General features: G+C 66.2%; 12 protein-coding genes. 7 read left to right on the forward strand and 5 right to left on the reverse strand.

All coding sequences use genetic code 11. From position 1 onward, the window contains the following. Positions 1-15: 15 nt before the first annotated feature. The 5 genes from B5X78_RS09580 to zwf all read right to left on the reverse strand — a co-directional run bounded on the left by B5X78_RS09580 (position 16) and on the right by zwf (position 8387). Entirely contained in the window at positions 16-3723 is a 3708-nt protein-coding gene (locus B5X78_RS09580; protein WP_079724172.1) for an indolepyruvate ferredoxin oxidoreductase family protein, read from the reverse strand. Positions 3724-3899: 176 nt separating this feature from the next. Then, positions 3900-5333 (reverse strand): ExeM/NucH family extracellular endonuclease, encoded by a 1434-nt coding sequence (locus B5X78_RS09585; RefSeq protein WP_079724173.1) that lies wholly within the window; start codon positions 5331-5333, stop codon positions 3900-3902. Positions 5334-5488: 155 nt separating this feature from the next. After that, positions 5489-6007, reverse strand: coding sequence for a c-type cytochrome (locus B5X78_RS09590; protein WP_079724174.1), 519 nt, complete (start codon positions 6005-6007; stop codon positions 5489-5491). 183 nt (positions 6008-6190) lie between these two features. Continuing rightward, positions 6191-6901: a 6-phosphogluconolactonase gene (gene pgl, locus B5X78_RS09595; RefSeq protein ID WP_079724175.1), complete on the reverse strand. Its 711-nt coding sequence runs from the start codon at positions 6899-6901 to the stop codon at positions 6191-6193. Between the two features lie 4 nt (positions 6902-6905). Then, on the reverse strand, positions 6906-8387 hold the full coding sequence (gene zwf / locus B5X78_RS09600) for a glucose-6-phosphate dehydrogenase (protein ID WP_079724176.1): 1482 nt from the start codon (positions 8385-8387) through the stop codon (positions 6906-6908). Positions 8388-8519: 132 nt separating this feature from the next. Between zwf and B5X78_RS09605 the strand changes: the two genes are divergently transcribed. From B5X78_RS09605 to B5X78_RS09635, 7 genes are all read left to right on the forward strand, one after another. Beyond that, on the forward strand, positions 8520-9269 hold the full coding sequence (locus tag B5X78_RS09605; protein ID WP_079724177.1) for a GntR family transcriptional regulator: 750 nt from the start codon (positions 8520-8522) through the stop codon (positions 9267-9269). A gap of 146 nt (positions 9270-9415) precedes the next feature. After that, positions 9416-9826, forward strand: coding sequence for a GntR family transcriptional regulator (locus tag B5X78_RS09610; protein ID WP_079724178.1), 411 nt, complete (start codon positions 9416-9418; stop codon positions 9824-9826). A 20-nt stretch (positions 9827-9846) separates the two neighbouring features. After that, the gene (locus tag B5X78_RS09615; RefSeq protein WP_079724179.1) at positions 9847-10776 is read left to right on the forward strand and encodes an ABC transporter ATP-binding protein; all 930 of its coding nucleotides are present in this window, start codon (positions 9847-9849) and stop codon (positions 10774-10776) included. A 19-nt stretch (positions 10777-10795) separates the two neighbouring features. Then, a complete protein-coding gene (locus tag B5X78_RS09620; RefSeq protein ID WP_079724180.1) occupies positions 10796-12616 on the forward strand; it encodes a hypothetical protein in 1821 nt (606 codons plus the stop codon). A 45-nt stretch (positions 12617-12661) separates the two neighbouring features. Further along, a complete protein-coding gene (locus tag B5X78_RS09625; protein ID WP_079724181.1) occupies positions 12662-14782 on the forward strand; it encodes a S9 family peptidase in 2121 nt (706 codons plus the stop codon). Between the two features lie 39 nt (positions 14783-14821). After that, positions 14822-15286 carry a hypothetical protein gene (locus tag B5X78_RS18430; protein WP_139381482.1) on the forward strand — a complete coding sequence of 155 codons (465 nt, stop codon included), beginning with the start codon at positions 14822-14824 and terminating at the stop codon, positions 15284-15286. A 263-nt stretch (positions 15287-15549) separates the two neighbouring features. Continuing rightward, positions 15550-17115 (forward strand): sodium/sugar symporter, encoded by a 1566-nt coding sequence (locus B5X78_RS09635; RefSeq protein WP_079724183.1) that lies wholly within the window; start codon positions 15550-15552, stop codon positions 17113-17115. The last annotated feature ends 1 nt before the right edge of the window (position 17116 follow it).

Genomic DNA, 17116 nt, shown 5'->3' on the forward strand with positions numbered 1-17116 from the left:
CCGAACCCGGAAGCTTCAAGCCGACTGCACGATCCGGATGCCGCGCGGATTGTTCCAGGTCGCCAGCAATTCGGCTTCGCGCTGCTTGGCCGCGTGCAGGTGCTGTTCCTTGACGTGACCATAGCCGCGGATGTGCTCGGGGATGCTGGCGATTTCCACTGCCAGGCCGAGCTTGTCGACATCCAGGCCGTTCAACAACTGCGCCAGGGTGCGCTCGTAATCGGCCATCAGCTGGCGCTCGCCCTTGCGCTCGGCGGTGTAGCCAAACACGTCGAGCGGGCCACCGCGCAGGAAGCGCAGCTTGGCCAGCAGGCCGAAGGCCTTGAACATCCAGGGGCCGTATTCCTTCTTCTGCAGGCGGCCCTGCGCATCCTTCTTGGCGAACAACGGCGGCGCCAGGTGAAAGTGCACCTGGTAGTCACCGTCGAACTGCTGCTGCAGGCGGCGCTGGAATTCGCCGCTGGTGTACAGGCGCGCCACTTCGTACTCGTCCTTGTAGGCCATGAGCTTGAAGAAGTAGCGCGACACCGCTTCGGTCAGCGCGGTGGAACCCGGCGCCTTGAGCTGCTCGGCCGCGCGCACGCGCGCCACCAGGTCCGAATAGCGACGTGCATACGCCGCGTCCTGGTAGTCGGTAAGGAAGCGCTCGCGGCGGGCGATCAATTCGTCCAGCGATCGCGACAGGCGCAGATCATCCAGCGGCAGGAACGCCACGTCGCCGTCGCCGCCGTTGCCTTCGGGCAGGCCACGCAGTTCGCTTTCGCTGCCCGGGTTGCGCGGCGCCGCGTTGGCGCCCCACTCGGTGCTTTCCCACTCGCCCGGCGGCAGGATCTGCAGGTTGCGCGGGGTGCGTTCGGCTTCAGTCTGGGTATTGCGGATCAGGCCCGCGGCTTCCTGCACGGCTTGCGGATTGACCACGGCCAGGCGACCCCAGGCGAAGGCGGTCTTGTTCATCTCGATCGCCGCGCCATTCAACTCCACCGCACGCATCAGCGCATCGAAGGAAATCGGCACCAGGCCCTGCTGCCAGGCGTAGCCCATGATGAAAAGGTTGGCGGCAATCGCATCGCCCATCAGCGCGGTGGCCAGCTGGGTGGCGTCAATCAGCATCGGCTCGCGGCCGCCCAGCGCCACGCGCACGCCGGCGATGATGTCGGTGGCCGGGAACTGCATGTCCGGATGGGTGGTGAAGGTGCCGGGCATGGCTTCGTAGGTGTTGAGCACCACGTGCGAACGCTCGCCGCGCACCTTGGACAGCGCCCAGTAGTCGTTGACCACGACCATGTCGCAGCCCAGCACCAGATCCGCCTCACCGGCGGCAATGCGCATGGCGTGGATGTCTTCCGGCGTGCGGGCGATGCGGATATGGGTGGTGACCGCGCCGCCCTTCTGCGCCAGGCCGGTCTGATCCAGCACGCTCGCGCCCTTGCCTTCCAGGTGGCCAGCCATGCCCAGCAACGCACCGATGGTGACCACGCCGGTGCCGCCGACGCCGGTAATCAGGATGTTCCAGGGCTGGCTCAGATCCGTGCGTACCTGCGGGGCCGGCAGCGTGTTGAGTAGTTCGGCTGCGTTCGCTTTCTTGCCCTTGCGCGGTGAACCGCCGTGCACGGTGACGAAGCTCGGGCAGAAGCCGTTGACGCAGGAAAAGTCCTTGTTGCAGTTGGACTGATCAATCTCGCGCTTGCGGCCGAACTCGGTTTCCTTGGGCAGCACCGACACGCAGAAGCTCTTCACGCCGCAATCGCCGCAGCCTTCGCAGACCAGCGTGTTGACCATCACCCGCTTGGCCGGATCGACCATCTTGCCGCGCTTGCGACGGCGACGCTTCTCGGTGGCGCAGACCTGGTCGTAGATCAGGATCGACACGCCCTTGACCGTGCGCAACTGCTTCTGCACGTCATCGAGCTGCTTGCGGTCGAAGAACTCCACGCCGCCGGGGAACAGTTCGCGCTTGCTCCATTTCGACACATCGTCGCTGACCACCACGATGGTGTCGGCGCCTTCGGCACGCATCATGTGCGCGATCTGCGGCACGCTCAGGGTGCCGTCGACCGGCTGGCCGCCGGTCATCGCCACCGCGTCGTTGTAGAGGATCTTGTAGGTGATGTTGACGCCGGTGGCGATCGACTGCCGCACCGCCAGCGAACCGGAATGGAAGAACGTGCCGTCGCCCAGGTTCTGGAACACGTGCTGGGTTTCGGTGAAGGGCGCCTGGCCCGACCACGTCACGCCTTCGCCGCCCATGTGGGTGAAGGTGTCGGTGTCGCGATCCATCCACGTCACCATGTAGTGGCAGCCGATGCCGCCGAGCGCGCGCGAACCGTCCGGCACCACCGTGGAGGTGTTGTGCGGGCAGCCGCTGCAGTAATGCGGCACGCGCGGGAAATTGGCGCGCGGCAGCGCCAGTTCGGCTTCCTTCTCGTCCATCCAGCGCAGGCGCTGTTCGATCGACTCGTTGCTGTAGAAGCGCTGGATGCGACGGCCGATCACGCCGGCGATGGTGGCCGGGGTCAGTTCGCCGGTGGAGGGCAGGATCCACTCGCCGGCTTCGTCGTACTTGCCGATGATCGAAGGACGGCGTCCCAGCGACTCGGGCCAGTTGTAGAAGTATTCCTTCATCTGCCGCTCGATGAAGGCGCGCTTCTCTTCCACCACCACGATGTCGTCCAGGCCGCTGGCGAACTCGGAGATGCCAATCGGCTCCAGCGGCCAGGTCATGCCGACCTTGTACACGCGGATGCCGATGTCGGCGCAGGCGCGTTCGTCCAGGCCCAGGTATTCCAGCGCCTGCAACACGTCCAGGTAGCTTTTGCCGGTGGTGACAATGCCCAGCCGCGCACGCGGCGAGTCCAGCACGATCTTGTCCACGCCATTGGCGCGGGCGAAGGCCTGCGCGGCTTTCACCGCATAGCGGTGCAGGCGCATTTCCTGATCCAGCGGCGGATCCGGCCAGCGGATGTTGAGCCCGCCCACCGGCAGTTCGAAATCGCCGGGCAACAGGATCTGCCGCGCAAACGGATTGACCTCCACCGAGGCCGATGACTCAACGGTTTCCGCGATTGTCTTGAAGCCCACCCAGCGGCCGGTGTAGCGGCTCATCGCCCAGCCCACCAGGCCCAGGTCGAGGATGTCCTGTACGCCGGCCGGATTGAGCACCGGCATCATCGCGCTGACGAATTCGTCTTCCGAGCCATGCGGCAGGGTCGAACTGCGGCAGGCGTGGTCATCGGCCGCCAGCGCCAGCACGCCGCCATGGCGCGACGTGCCGGCGGCGTTGCCGTGCTTGAACACGTCGCCGCAGCGATCCACGCCCGGACCCTTGCCGTACCACATCGAATACACGCCATCGACCTTGGCGCCCGGGAACAGGTTGGTCTGCTGGGTACCCCAGACCATGGTGGCGCCGAGATCCTCGTTGAGGCCCGGGGTGAACTTCACCGCCGCGGCTTCCAGATGCTTGCGCGCGCGCCACAGTTCCAGATCGAAGCCGCCCAGCGGCGAGCCGCGGTAGCCGCTGATGAAGCCGGCGGTATTCAAGCCGGCGGCCTGATCACGCAGCCGCTGCATCAACGGCAGACGCACCAGCGCCTGCACACCGCTCAGATAGATGCGCCCATCGGTGCGGGTGTACTTGTGTTCCAGGGTGTAGTCGTTGTCGAGCACGCCGATCTGGGGCGTGTTGGCGGACGACGGCGAAGTCAGTTCGGCGGTGCTGGTCATGGGCTGGCCTGGCAAGCGGCTGGCAATCCGGCGGATGCCGGAAAACTGAGGGTTCCCGGCGAACGCCGGAAGCGGGGGATGATCCGGCAGGGACCGGATGAAGGCGCAAATTGTAGCAGTGGCGCGCAAATGGTCTGCGGTGCCTTTGCTCCCTTCCCCGCCTGCGGGGGAGGGGCCTACAGATCAAACCCCAGCAACAGCGGATCATGATCCGAGCTGCGCCACGGCTGGCTGGCATCGCCGGTGGCGTAACCGGCACGGTCCGGCTCATCGGCATTGAGGTGCCACTCGGCCGCGCCGCGCAGGCGTTTGGCCATGCCGGCGCTGAGCAGGGCGTGGTCCAGGCGACCACTCTGTCCGTTGTAGACGTAGCTGTAAGGCTGCTGGACCCTGGCGACGGCAAAGGCATCACGCCAGCCCGCATCACGCAGCCAGCGCACGGGATCTTCCATGGCATAGGCATTGAAGTCGCCCAGCAGGATCGTGCGCTCGCCGCCCTGGCCGGTCGGGTCCTGCTTCAACCATGCATCCAGGCGCCGTGCCGAATCCAGCCGCAGCGCATTCCAGCAACCTTGGGTATCACCTTGATCGGCGTCGGCGCCGCTGGCTTCGGTGCAGCCCTTGGACTTGAAGTGGTTGGCCACCAGCACGAACGGCTTGCCGCTGCCGCGCCGGAACGCCTGCGCCAGCGGGACACGGCTGCGATCACCGAACGGGCCGCCTTCCAGCACCGCAGGCGCACCCAGCGGGGCGACGCGTGAGGCGCGATAGAGGATGCCCACCCGAATCGTGTCGCCGCCCGGACCCTGGCCGGCATCGATGAATTTCCAGTCCAGCGCAGGCTGGCCATCGCGCGGCGCATTCAATGCGGCGACGAACTGGGCCAGGCTCGACTCTGCGCCATAGCCGTCGTTCTCCAGCTCCATCAATGCGGCGACGTCGGCGTCCAGGCCGCGCACCGTGGCCACCAGCTTGGCCAACTGCGCCTGCAGTAGAGCAGGCGTCTTGGCGCCGCGCGGCGTCGGGAAGCCGCCGCCGTGACCATCACCGTTGAACAGGTTCTCCAGATTGAACGCGGCGATCTTGAGCGTGCCGGGCACCTGCGGCGCGCCGGCGCGCTTGAGCATCGGCAGTTCCAGCGGCCGGGTCAGTTGCAGGCGGATGCTGCCATGGCGTTCGTCGACGATGCCTTCGACGCCGCGCAGTTGCGCGCCCACGCGCGGCAGCGCCTGATCGCCCAGCCAGCTGATGGTCTTGGGATCCCGCTCATTGCTGCCATCGTCGAGCACCAGCCGGCGGCGGGCGTTGTCGCTGACGACCTGCTTGAAGGCGGCACTGCCGGGGGTGGCCACCTCGCTGGGCTGCCAGAGGCGGCCGTCAAAGGCGACCGTCAGTTCGCCGAAGCGTTCGGCCTGATCGGTGCCGGTGACGGTCAGCGGCACGACGATGCGCACGCGTTTGCCTTTGAGCGCTTGCCAGTGGGGGGGCGGGGCGGACAGTTCGACGACCTCGGATCCTGCGGGCGTGGCAGCGGGTTCAGCGGCGTAAGCGTCAGGCAGGCAGAAGGCCAGTAGCGCAGCGGACAAAAGGGTCAGGCGTTGAGCGGGCATGCAGAGTCCGATGCGGCATTGACAGGCGCATATGGTAACGAGCTAGAGATGACGGATTTCGTGCGCATGGTCGGGGCCTCGGCTTCGCTACTCCGTCGGCCCCCCAAAAAAAAGCCGCCTGACAAGGCGGCTTTTTTCGCGACGCGGGTCCGCGCTTACTTGGCGTGGTCCAGCATCCAGTCGACCGTGGCGTGGATCTGCTCTTCGGTCAGCGCCGGGTTGCCACCCTTCGGGGGCATGATGCCGCCATCCGGGCCGGTGAAGCCTTCGATGGCGTGCTTGTACAGGGTGTCCTTGCCCTTGGCGGCGCGGGCGCCCATGCCAGCGGCGGTCAGGGTGGGAGCGCCACCGGTGCCGTTCTTGTGGCAGGCGCCACACAGGCTGTCGAAGATCACCTGGCCATCGGTGCTGCCGCCATAGGCGACCTGCGAAGCGGCGGCGGCAGCAGCGGCGGCCTGCGCGGCAGCCTGGGCCGCGGCACCGGTTTCACCGGCATAGACCGCGCCCGCCGGCGCGATGCGCGCTTCGGTCTGCTTGACCGCATTGGGGTTGGCTTCCGGCGGAATCGAGCCGTGCAGGAAGTGCGCGCCGACGATCAGGCCCAGGGTGACCAGCACCAGGAAGCCGATCACCATCGAGAAATGCTTGAGGAATTCGAGGTCGTAGTTACGCACTTTCCACCTTTGGCAGCACGGTCGGGGGGACCGCGCATGGCTACGAAAAACAGGTCTGGAAACCGCGCCGAGGCGGGTTTCGCTGACAGGCACCCGACGCGGAGGCCGCGCGCGGGGTGCCTATTATAAGCAGGGAGGGCGATGGCAGGCATAGACCGCGCCCGCCGCGCCCGTCCGGCCGGCTCAGGCGGTGAGGTAGACCGTGGTGGCCGGCGCCTGCTCCAGCACGGTGCGGATGGGCAGGTCGGCCCCCGCCAGCGCCGCTTCGAGCACCGCACGCTTTTGCGCACCTTCGATATGCAGGTACAGGTGGCGGGCGGCGCGCAGCACCGGCAGGGTGAAGGTGATGCGCGGCTCGCCGGCGCCAGGCGCGCGCATCGGCAGCAGACGTGCGCGACCTTCCGGCTCCAGCGCCGCCGCCAGGTAATCGCCGCCGGGAAAGAACGAGGCCGTGTGTCCATCGGCGCCCATGCCCAGCACCATCACGTCGATATCGGCGGGCAGGCTGTCCAGGCGCCGTTCCAGTTCCGGCAGCGCTTCTTCCGGCTCGGCGGTATCGCGATACAGCGGCATGAAGGTGGCGGCAGCGGCGGAATCCTGCAGCAAGGTCTCGCGGACCAGGCGCGCATTGGAGCGATCGTGATCCGGGCCGACCCAGCGCTCATCCACCAGGGTCACGCTGACCTTGTCCCAGGCCAGCGGCTGGCGCGAGAGGTGTTCGAAGAAGCGCTTGGGCGTGGTGCCACCGGAGACGGCCAGCACCGCAGCGCCGCGTTCTTCGATGGCCGTGCGCAGATCCTCGGCCACGCGTGCGGCCAGGGCCACGGCCAGGGTTTCGCCATCGGCGAAGGCGACAGTTTCAGCGCGCAGCGGCGGAGTGGGGGAGTCCGTCATGCGCTTACACCGTGTCCTCGTGCCAGGTACGACCGTCGCGCTCGACCAGCGCCACCGCCGCACTCGGGCCCCAGGAACCGGCCGTGTAGGCCTTGGGCGATTCGCGCTTGCTTTCCCACGCGGCCAGGATCGGATCAATCCACTTCCATGCCGCTTCCACTTCATCGCGGCGCATGAACAAGGTGGGATTGCCACGCACCACGTCCATCAACAGGCGCTCATAGGCTTCCGGCTGATGCACGCCAAAAGCTTCGGCAAAGCTCATGTCCAGCGGCACCTGCTGCAGGCGCAAGCCGCCCGGGCCCGGGTCCTTGATCATCATCCACAGCTTGACGCCTTCGTCCGGCTGCAGGCGCAGCACCAGCTTGTTGCCCATCACCGGGCCGGCGCTGTTCTCGAAGATGGAATGCGGAATCTGGCGGAAGCTGATGACGATTTCCGACACCCGCTCCGGCAGGCGCTTGCCGGTGCGCAGATAGAACGGCACGCCGGCCCAGCGCCAGTTATCCACTTCGGCCTTGAGCGCGACGAAGGTTTCGGTGCGCGAGTCTTCGCGGCCCAGTTCGTCCAGATAGCCGGGTACGGCCGCGCCGTTGACGGCGCCGGCGCGGTACTGGCCGCGCACCGTCAGCTGGCCGATTTCTTCGGCTTCGATGGGGCGCAGCGAACGCAGCACCTTGAGCTTTTCATCGCGCACCGCATCGGCCTGCAGCGCCGCAGGCGGTTCCATCGCCACCATGCACAGCAGCTGCAACAGGTGGTTCTGGACCATGTCGCGCAGCGCGCCGGAGGTGTCGTAATAGGTGGCGCGCTTTTCCAGGCCGACGGTTTCGGCCACGGTGATCTGCACGTGGTCGATGTGATTGGCGTTCCACAGCGGCTCGAACAGGATGTTGGCAAAGCGCAGCGCCAACAGGTTCTGCACCGTTTCCTTGCCCAGGTAATGATCGATGCGGAAGATCTGGCTTTCGGCAAAGGCGCTGCCGACGGCGTCGTTGATCACCGCGGCGCTGGCCAGGTCATGGCCAATCGGCTTTTCGATCACCACCCGCGACTGGCCGCGGTTGAGCCCATGCGCACGCAGGCGGTCGCACAGGTTGACGAACAGACTGGGGCTGGTCGACAGGTAGAACACGCGGATGCGGTCCTCGCCGTGCGCCTTGAGTTCGCTGGCGAATTCTTCCCAGCCCTCGTCCTTGGTCGCGTCCAGCGCGTGGTAGCCGAGCTTTTCCAGGAACGCCGGCAGCTTGGCCTTGGCCACTTCATCGCTGGCGCACGCGCGGGACAGGGCGTCACCGACCTTGGCGCGGTAATCGGCGTCGGACTGCTTGTCGCGGGCCACGCCGATGATGCGGCTGTCGTCGGGGATCTGGCCGTCGGCGTAGCGGCGCAACAGGCCCGGCAGCAGCTTGCGCAGGGCCAGGTCACCGGTGCCACCGAATATCACCAGGTCGAAGGGGTCGACAGGCAGGGTCTTGGCAGTCACGTCGAATCTCGATTCCGAATGTGAGAGGAAACAATACCACCGGGCTACCACATTAGGCCAACTGGACAGGCCAATTACGTTGTTGGGCAGGGATATTGCATGTAATGGTCTTCCACTGGTATTTTATCGCCCATGCAAAAAGCCCTGTTCGATGAATACCAGCGCCTGCAGACCGGTGAGTCCACCCGTGCAGTGGCTTACCTGCGCCTGCGCCGCGCCCTGCAGAACCTGATGGATGCGGGGGTGCTGCGCCCCGGCCAGGCCCTGCCGAGTGAGCGTGATCTTGCCAACTTGCTGGATTTGTCCCGCGTGACGATCCGCAAGGCACTGGCCGGGCTCATCGAAGCGGGCCTGCTGGTGCAGCGCCAGGGCGCCGGCACGTTCGTGGCCGAGCGCATCCTGCGCCAGTTCTCGCGCCTGACCAGCTTTACCGATGATCTGCGCGAGCGCGGCCTCAATCCGCAGGTCAAGTTCCTGGAACGTACGGTCGGCGAAGTCACGCCGGAAGAATCGATGGCGCTCAACCTGTCGCCCGGCAGCGGGGTGGTGCGCATGTACCGCCTGCGCCATGTGGACGGCTCGCCGATCGCAATCGAACGCACGCTGGTGCCTTACTCGCTGCTGCCGGATCCGGACAGCGTGACCACCTCGCTGTACGAAGCCCTGGAGGCCTACGGCAACCGGCCCAAGCGCGCCTTGCAGCGCCTGCGTGCAGTGGCTTTGGATGAGGAAGCCGCCCGACACCTGGAACTGCCGGTCGGCAGCCCGGGCCTGCTGGTCGAGCGGCGCGCGTTCCTGGATGACGGCCGGGTGGTGGAATCCACGCGCTCGTACTACCGCGGCGACGCCTACGATTTCGTGGCCGAGCTGCAAAGCGAGTAGCAGGGCCTTCAGGCCCGAAGCTCTCCCGCTTCGTCCCCGCTTCCCCCCATCCCGTCGCCGCACAACCGGTTTTCGTCGCCGGCCTGTTGATCTTTGCCGCGGCCCAACTGTACTGTCTGTCCTAGTACAGTTCAGTCGAGGTGCGCATGGCCCGGACCCAGGCCCTGATGATCCAGATCGCCACCGGCGATGCCCGATCCATCAGCAAACAGATCGTCGATGGCGTGCGCATGAAGATCGCCACGGCCGAGTTGCAACCCGGCGCACAGCTGCCCAGCGTGCGCGGGCTGGCGCAGCAACTGATGATCAACCCGAACACCGTGGCCAAGGCGTATGCCGAGCTCACCAGCGACGGCTGGCTGGAATCGCGACAAGGCCTGGGCCTGTTCGTGTCCACGCCAAGGCAACGCCTGAGCGAGGCCGAGCGCGAACGCCGCATGGATGACGCCGTGCAGGGCTTCGTCCACGAAATCATTGCCCTGGACTATCCGCCCCAGCGCGCCCTCGCGCGGCTGGAAGACGAACTGCGCGCGCTCGCGCACAAGAAGACCGCCTGACGCCGGTCATCGGACACCCCATGAACGTGCACGCGGATAGCGACTGCGTCATCGAAACCATCGGCCTGAGCAAACGCTATGGCCGCAAGCTCGCACTGGACCAGCTCGACCTGCGCATCCCGCGCGGGCGCATCCACGCCATCGTCGGCGCCAACGGCGCCGGCAAGTCCACCTTGTTCCGGATCCTGCTGGGATTCCTGCCGCCCACGTCGGGGCAGGCGCGCATCCTCGGTCGCGACAGCCAGCAACTGCGCCCGCAGGATCGCAGTCGCATCGGCTTCGTCAACGAAGAACACACGCTGCCCGGCTGGATGAAGGTGGCGGCCGTGGTGGCCATGCAGAAGCATCAGTACGGCGCCTGGAACCAGGCGGCCTTCGATGAAGTCATTGGCCACTACTACGTGCTGCCCGAGCAGAAAGTCGGCCAGCTGTCGCGCGGCGAGCGCGCCGGCTTGAACCTGGCCTTGGCGCTGGCGCAGGGTCCGGAACTGCTGGTGCTGGACGAGCCCACCCTGGGCCTGGACGTGGTGGCCAAGCGCGCGTTCCTGGAATCGCTGATGTATTCCAACGCCGCCGAACAATGCACGGTGATCTATTGCTCGCACCAGATGGAAGAGATCGAGCGCATCGCCGACAACCTGATCATCCTGGAGCGCGGCCAGCTGAAGAACATGTCCGCGCCGGAAGACTTCTGTGCGCGGGTAACGCACTGGGTCGCTGACATTCCGTTCAAGGGGCCCGACGCCGCCAGCGTGCCCGGCCTGCTGCAACTGCAACGGTTGGATGGCCTGCATCACTACCTGGTGCTGGATCAGGACGAGCAGTTCGCCGACTTCCTCCGTGCCAGCGGTGCCCGCAGCATCCAGAGCATGCCGGTCAGCCTGGACCGCGCGGTCAACGGATTCCTGAGCAAGAACCACGCCGCGCCGGCTACGGCCGCCACCGCCTGAGCGCGAAGGAGACATCAGCATGTGGGACATCTTCAAGGCCGAACTGGGCCGCTTCCGGATCTGGGCATTCGCCTACGCCGTGGTGCAGATCGTAGTGCTCGGATTCCTGACCCGGGTGGTGGATCTGGCGCAGCAACCGCTGACCGTCTATCAGGTCTTTGGCGGTGTGTTCGCGCTGACCGGCCTGCTGTTGGGAGCGTATCAAATGGGTGGCTACCGCCGTGGCAATGTCTGGCTCAACCTGCTGCACCGCCCCTTGCCGCACGCACGCCTAGCGCTTGCCTTGATCGCGGCGGCAGCCGTGGTCCTGGCGATCGCCGTGTTGCTGCCCTTGCTGGTGATCGCCAGCTGGCAGGACAGCATGACTGCGCGGGTGGTGGATGGGCGCCACTGGGTTCTGTGCGGTTCGGCCTGGCTGATCGCGGTTTGTGCGTACCTGGCGGGTGCCTACGCCATGTTGGCCAGCCGCCGCTACGGTTTTGCCGGCTTGGCACTGCTGTTGATCCTGCCCTTCGGCCACGCGACCGGTCTCGGTGCGGTGGTGATACAGCTGCTGCTGCTGGCTTTGCTGCTGGCGATGGTGCTGGTCGCCTTCAAGCCGGATCTGTCGGCCGCACCGACCGGCCTGTCCGCCACGCTGCTGACTGCCGCGCCATTGCAGTTCGCGATGTGGTTTGCGCTGGTGATGGTGGGCTTTGGCGTGGAGTTTGTCTGGATAGCGCAAGGCTCTCATCCCAACAATCGCGCGGTGCCGCTGGCCGGTGGTGAGAAGGAAGCGGAGAACGCTGAAGGCAAGGATCTGATCGTCATGGGCCTGCAAGGCAGCCGCGACCCGCAGGCGGCGTTGTGGCGGGAACAGGCGCAGATTTCGGAAGTGTTTGGCGCCGCGCCGGTGTTGCGCGACATGCCTACGCGCAACGAGCTCACCAATCTGGCGCCGATGGAATTCGATGACAACGAACGACGCCTGCGCTGGGTCTTCAGTCACGACCGCATGCGCTTTGTCGGCTACAGCCTGGTCGACCAGCGTGCGGTAGGCGAGCTGGGTGAGGAGGGGAATGCGGCCTTTGCCGACCCGGTCATGCCCGGCCCCGCCGAGACGCTGGTGTCGCGGCGCAGCGTGTACCAGTACGACGGCGAGCAGCGCGTGATCATCCCGCGCCTGCAAGTGCCGGCCAACGAACAGATCACCGATGTGGAGCTGGCCGGTGACAGCGTGGCCCTGCTCAGCAATCGCGCGCTGTATTTCTACGACGCACGCGAGTTTGCCGACAGTGACGGCCTGCTGACACCGCGCCAGCGCGTGGCGTTGCCGGGCCGGACCGGCGATCTGCAGCGCATCGACATGATCGAATTGCTGGACGGGCATCTGGTCTCCTTCTTGTTCACCCGTGCTTCCTACAACGCCGAAGGCGCCCTGCCGTTGCAGAGCGTGATCCACGTGAGTGACGACGGTGACAGCCAAGTGGTGGGTCAGCGCCAGTTGAAGCTGGACTATTCCGCAGCATGGCGTTTCCAGAACTGGTATCCCGCGCCGGCGATCTACGAGACCCAGCGCGCGCTCTTGAATCTGTTTGCCGGCTATCGTCCCGACGCCGACAAGCAGCGGCCGCCGATACCCACGAGCATCGCGGTGCTGGCTCTGGGGCTGATGCTGACCTCGTTCGGACTGGCCATCTGGCATACGCGACGCACCGACCTGTCGCCGCCGGCGCGCTGGGCCTGGATTGCCGCCTGCGGCCTGCTCAGCCTGCCGGCGCTGGTCAGCTTGTGGTTGATCCATCCGCGACGCGAAGACTGGCAACCCACCACACAGACCGCCGCCCTGGCCACTGCCTGACCCATTGACGCATGGCGCGATCGCGCGCCCTGCCAGGAGAAACAGATGACTCCATTCGCGCCTCGTTGCCGCGCGCTGGCCCGCTGCGTCCGCAGTTCGTGCGGCCGCAGCCTGCTCGCCGCCCTCCTGTTGATTTCGTTGCAAGACGCTGCTGCTGCGCAATCACCGGCAGAGTCGGATGCCGCATTGCACGCCGCCGTGCGGAGCGAACAGGCCCGGCCGCGCCCGCCGCGTTTCAGCCGGGCGCAGTTCCTGGCCACGCCGGTCATGGCCGGCGCCTGGCTGTCGCCGGATGGACGCGGGGTGGCGTATCTGCAGGAGCAGGGCGGGCGACGTTCGCTGTGGCGACTGGATGCGCGCGGTGGCAAGCCGCAACGGATGCTGGCGCAGACGCAAGCGAGTGATGTGGTGTGGTCGCACGATGGTCAATGGATCTTCCTGCAGGATGCGGCGGGCATCCACGCGGTCGCCATGGACCAGCGTCCGGGCTCAGGCCTGATCCTCGGCGAAAGCGGCAAGCAAGTGAGACGCCTGGCAGGTGCGGATCGCAGTCGCGCCGAGGCGGCGCTGATCCTGGAGAGCCCGCCCAGCGTGTCGCGCCAGACGCCCTACTGGCGGATCCTGCGGATTGACGTCACCCGCGCGCAGCAACTGCTGTGGCAGGACACCCGGCCCATCGTCGATTTTGCCGTGGACGCACACGGTCGCCTGGCCTGGCTGCTGCGCGCCGAAGGCGATCAGCATGTGCTCTATCGGCTCAGCGGCACCCGCCTGTTGCAGCAGTTGCGCTGCGTGCGCGTGGAGCGCTGCCTGCTGTTGGCCAGCAGCGCGGACGGCCAGGCGGTGTATCTCAATACGGACAGCGCGTCCGGCTTCGGGCGGCTGGCCCGCCTGCAGGCCAGCGGCCAGCTCGACACGCTGCACCAGGATCCGCGCGGCGAAGCCGACCTGCAGCAGGTCAGCCTGGATCCGCTGACGGGCGAACCGCTCTTTGCCAACTACCGTTCGACCATCGCCGCCAGCCATCCGCTGGATGCCGGCACGCGTGCGCAATGGCCACGCATCCGCCGCCAGCTGGCGCAACCGGATCTGCGCATCGAAGTGGGTCGCGGCGCCGACGCGCGCTGGCTGATCCATGCGCGCCAAGCCGACGCCAAGGGCGAGCGTCTGTATCTGTACAACCCGGGCAATGGCCAGCTGCACGAGATCCTGGGCGAGCTGGGTTTCGAACACGAGCGGCGAGCCGTCACTCCATTGCCGAGTGATCAATTGGCGCGCAAGCTGCCGGTGAGTTGGCGCGGCTCCGACGGCATGCTCTTGCACGGCTTCGTGCTGCTGCCGCCTGGGGTGGATGCGCGCCGCGCGCCGCTGGTGGCCAACATCCATGGCGGTCCGTTCAACCTGTTCCGGCCCGAGTTTGGTGCACAGTCGCAGCTGCTGGCCAACCGCGGCTACGTGGTGTTCGAGCCGAACTTCCGCGGCTCCACCGGCCTGGGGCGTGACTACCTGCTGGCGGCCGGAGGCGACTTCGGCAACGGCCGCGTGCAGCAGGACATCGTCGAGGGCGTGCGCCACCTGTTGGCGCAGGGCGTGGGTGATGCGGGCAAGGTGGGCATCGTCGGGGCCTCGTTCGGCGGCTACTCGGCATTGCAGGGCGTGACCTTCCAGCCGGCGCTGTTCAAGGTCGGCGTCGCCGCGGTGCCGCCCGCCGACTTCGGCTGGGTGTTGCGCTGGTACGCGCGCGGTCCGGATCAAATGTCACGCGGCGTGCCGATGGCGAGCACCATGCGTCTGCTGGCGCTGGATCCGGCCGATGGCGCCCTGGCCGCGCGCCTGCGCGTGCAATCGCCCATTGCCAACGCCGCTGCACTGCGGCGACCGGTGCTGTTGCTGGCCGGCGGCGACGACGAACGCGTGCCGATCCGCAGCGTCGTCCATTACGCCGCACAGCTGAAAGCGCAGGGCAAGCAGGTCAGCTTGTTTGTCGATGCCGAAGGCCGCCACCAGCTGGTCAATCCGCTGACGCGCGAAGCCTACCTGTATCTGCTGGAAGCGATGTTCCAGCGTCACCTGGGTGGCCCTGCACCCGCGCCGCCCAGCCGCGCCCTGCGCGAGGTACTGGCGCGCAACCTGCTGCTGGACGGGGATCATTTGCGCGTGCAATGAGGCCGTATACTCGGCCGTCGATTCGGGGAAGTTTCGCGCATGAAAAACACTCACGGCCGCGCATCGCGCATGGGCCTGATGCTGGTGTGTCTGGGCGTGGTGGCGGGAGGGCAGGCGCAGGACCAGGCGGCCGGCCAGGAGAGTGCAACCAAGCAGTTGCCCGCACAGGTCAGGGAAGATGTCGAAGCCATCGCCACGCAGCTGCTCAAGGTGCAGGACAGCGACAGTGAACTGGCGTGCGACAAGGCGGTGGAGAACGCGCGCTACGGCATGGAAACGATGTTGGAAGTGGGGCAGCGCAATCGCGATGGCGGCTACCTGAGCGCGGCGGAATTCGATCGCTCGGCCGCTCCGATCCGGGAACGCCTGGCGACCACCACGCTGGCCGATTGCCAGGCAGCGCAGGGCGGACGCCTGGATTTCTATCGCTGCATGTCCAGCGACTACAACCACGTCATGGCATGCGCGTCACTGGAATCCGGCAAGGCAACCGGCGCCGACTAGAGCAAGGATTGCGAGCGTATGGACCGATCCAAACCCATCCGGACGCCGCAGACCCGCTCCAACCCGTTACCCTGCGTGCTGAATCGCACGCGTTGTGCAACGCACGATGCAATCGAAACTCCGATGCGTATTCTGACAGCGCTGTCATCGCTGGCGGGGGAAATCTCCAGCCGATGATGTCGCATCCCGCCGATCACTCGCCGCGCCAGAGTCATGGCGCCGTGCGGTGATCGTTTTCGTTGCATCGCAAACCGGAGCCGTCAGTGGAACTCTCCGCACTCGACATCACCATCGTGTTGGCCTATCTGGCCGGCATCTTCATCCTTGCGCAGTGGGTCTCGCGCGAGAAGGCCGGCCACCAGAAAGACGCCAAGGATTACTTCCTGGCCAGCAAGTCGCTGCCGTGGTGGGCCATTGGCGCCTCGTTGATCGCGGCAAACATTTCGGCCGAGCAGATCATCGGCATGTCCGGCTCCGGTTACGCCATTGGCCTGGCGATCGCTTCCTATGAATGGATGGCGGCGCTGACCCTGCTGATCGTCGGTAAGTTCTTCCTGCCGGTATTCCTGCGCAACGGCATCTACACGATGCCGCAGTTCCTCGAACAGCGTTATGGCACGCGCATCCGCACCTTGATGGCCGTGTTCTGGCTGGGCCTGTACGTGTTCGTCAACCTGACCTCGATCATGTGGCTGGGTTCGATTGCGGTGAACCAGGTCACCGGCATGGATCAGATGCTCGCCCTCACCCTGCTGGGCGTGTTCGCGCTGATGTACCAGCTGTATGGCGGCCTCAAGGCCGTGGCGTTGACCGACATCGTGCAGGTATCCCTGCTGGTGCTGGGCGGCCTGCTGGTGGCGGGCCTGACCCTCAATCAGATCAGCGATGGCGCCGGCATCGTCGCCGGCTTCCAGAAATTGTGGTCGGAACATCCCGAGCACTTCGAGATGATCCTTAGCAAGGACAATCCCTTCTACAAGGATCTGCCGGGCATCAGCGTGCTCATCGGCGGCATGTGGATCATGAATGTCAGCTACTGGGGCTTCAACCAGTACATCATCCAGCGCGCGCTGGCGGCCAAGAACATCGCCGAAGCGCAGAAGGGCGTATTGTTCGCCGCCTTCCTGAAGCTGCTGATGCCGGTGATCGTGGTGCTGCCGGGCATCGCGGCGATCGTGCTGGCGCCGGGTCTGGATCGTCCCGACCAGGCCTATCCGACCATGATGCGCCTGCTGCCGACCGGCATCCTGGGCCTGGTATTCGCGGCGCTGGTGGCAGCGATCGTGGCTTCGCTGGCATCGAAGATCAATTCGGTCGCCACCATCTTCACCCTCGACTTCTACGCCAAGCGCAAGGGCGCGGCGCCGAGTGAAGCCAAGCTGGTCAAGGTGGGTCGCATCGCCGCGGCCGTGTCCGTGCTGCTGGGCATCCTGACCGCCAAGCCGCTGTTGGGCAGCTTCGATCAGGGCTTCCAGTACATCCAGGAGTACACCGGCTTCTTCACACCGGGCATCGTGGTGATCTTCGTGCTGGGCCTGTTCTGGAAGCGTGCCAATGAAGCCGGCGCCCTGAGCGCGGCGATTGGTTCGTTCGTGTTGTCCGTCGTGCTCAAGCTGGCGTGGCCGACGCTGCCCTTCATCGATCGCGTGGGTCTGGTGTTCCTGCTCGCGCTGGCGCTGGCCGTGATCGTGTCGCTGATGACCCGGCGGGCCGAGGGCAAGGACTTCATCCGCACCGACGATGTGGTCTACAAGACCGACAGCGTGTTCAACGTTGGTGCGCTGGGCGTGGTCGCCATCCTGATCGCGCTGTACGCCAGCTTCTGGTAAG

It is taken from the genome of Pseudoxanthomonas indica (genome assembly GCF_900167565.1).
Lineage (GTDB): Bacteria > Pseudomonadota > Gammaproteobacteria > Xanthomonadales > Xanthomonadaceae > Pseudoxanthomonas_A > Pseudoxanthomonas_A indica.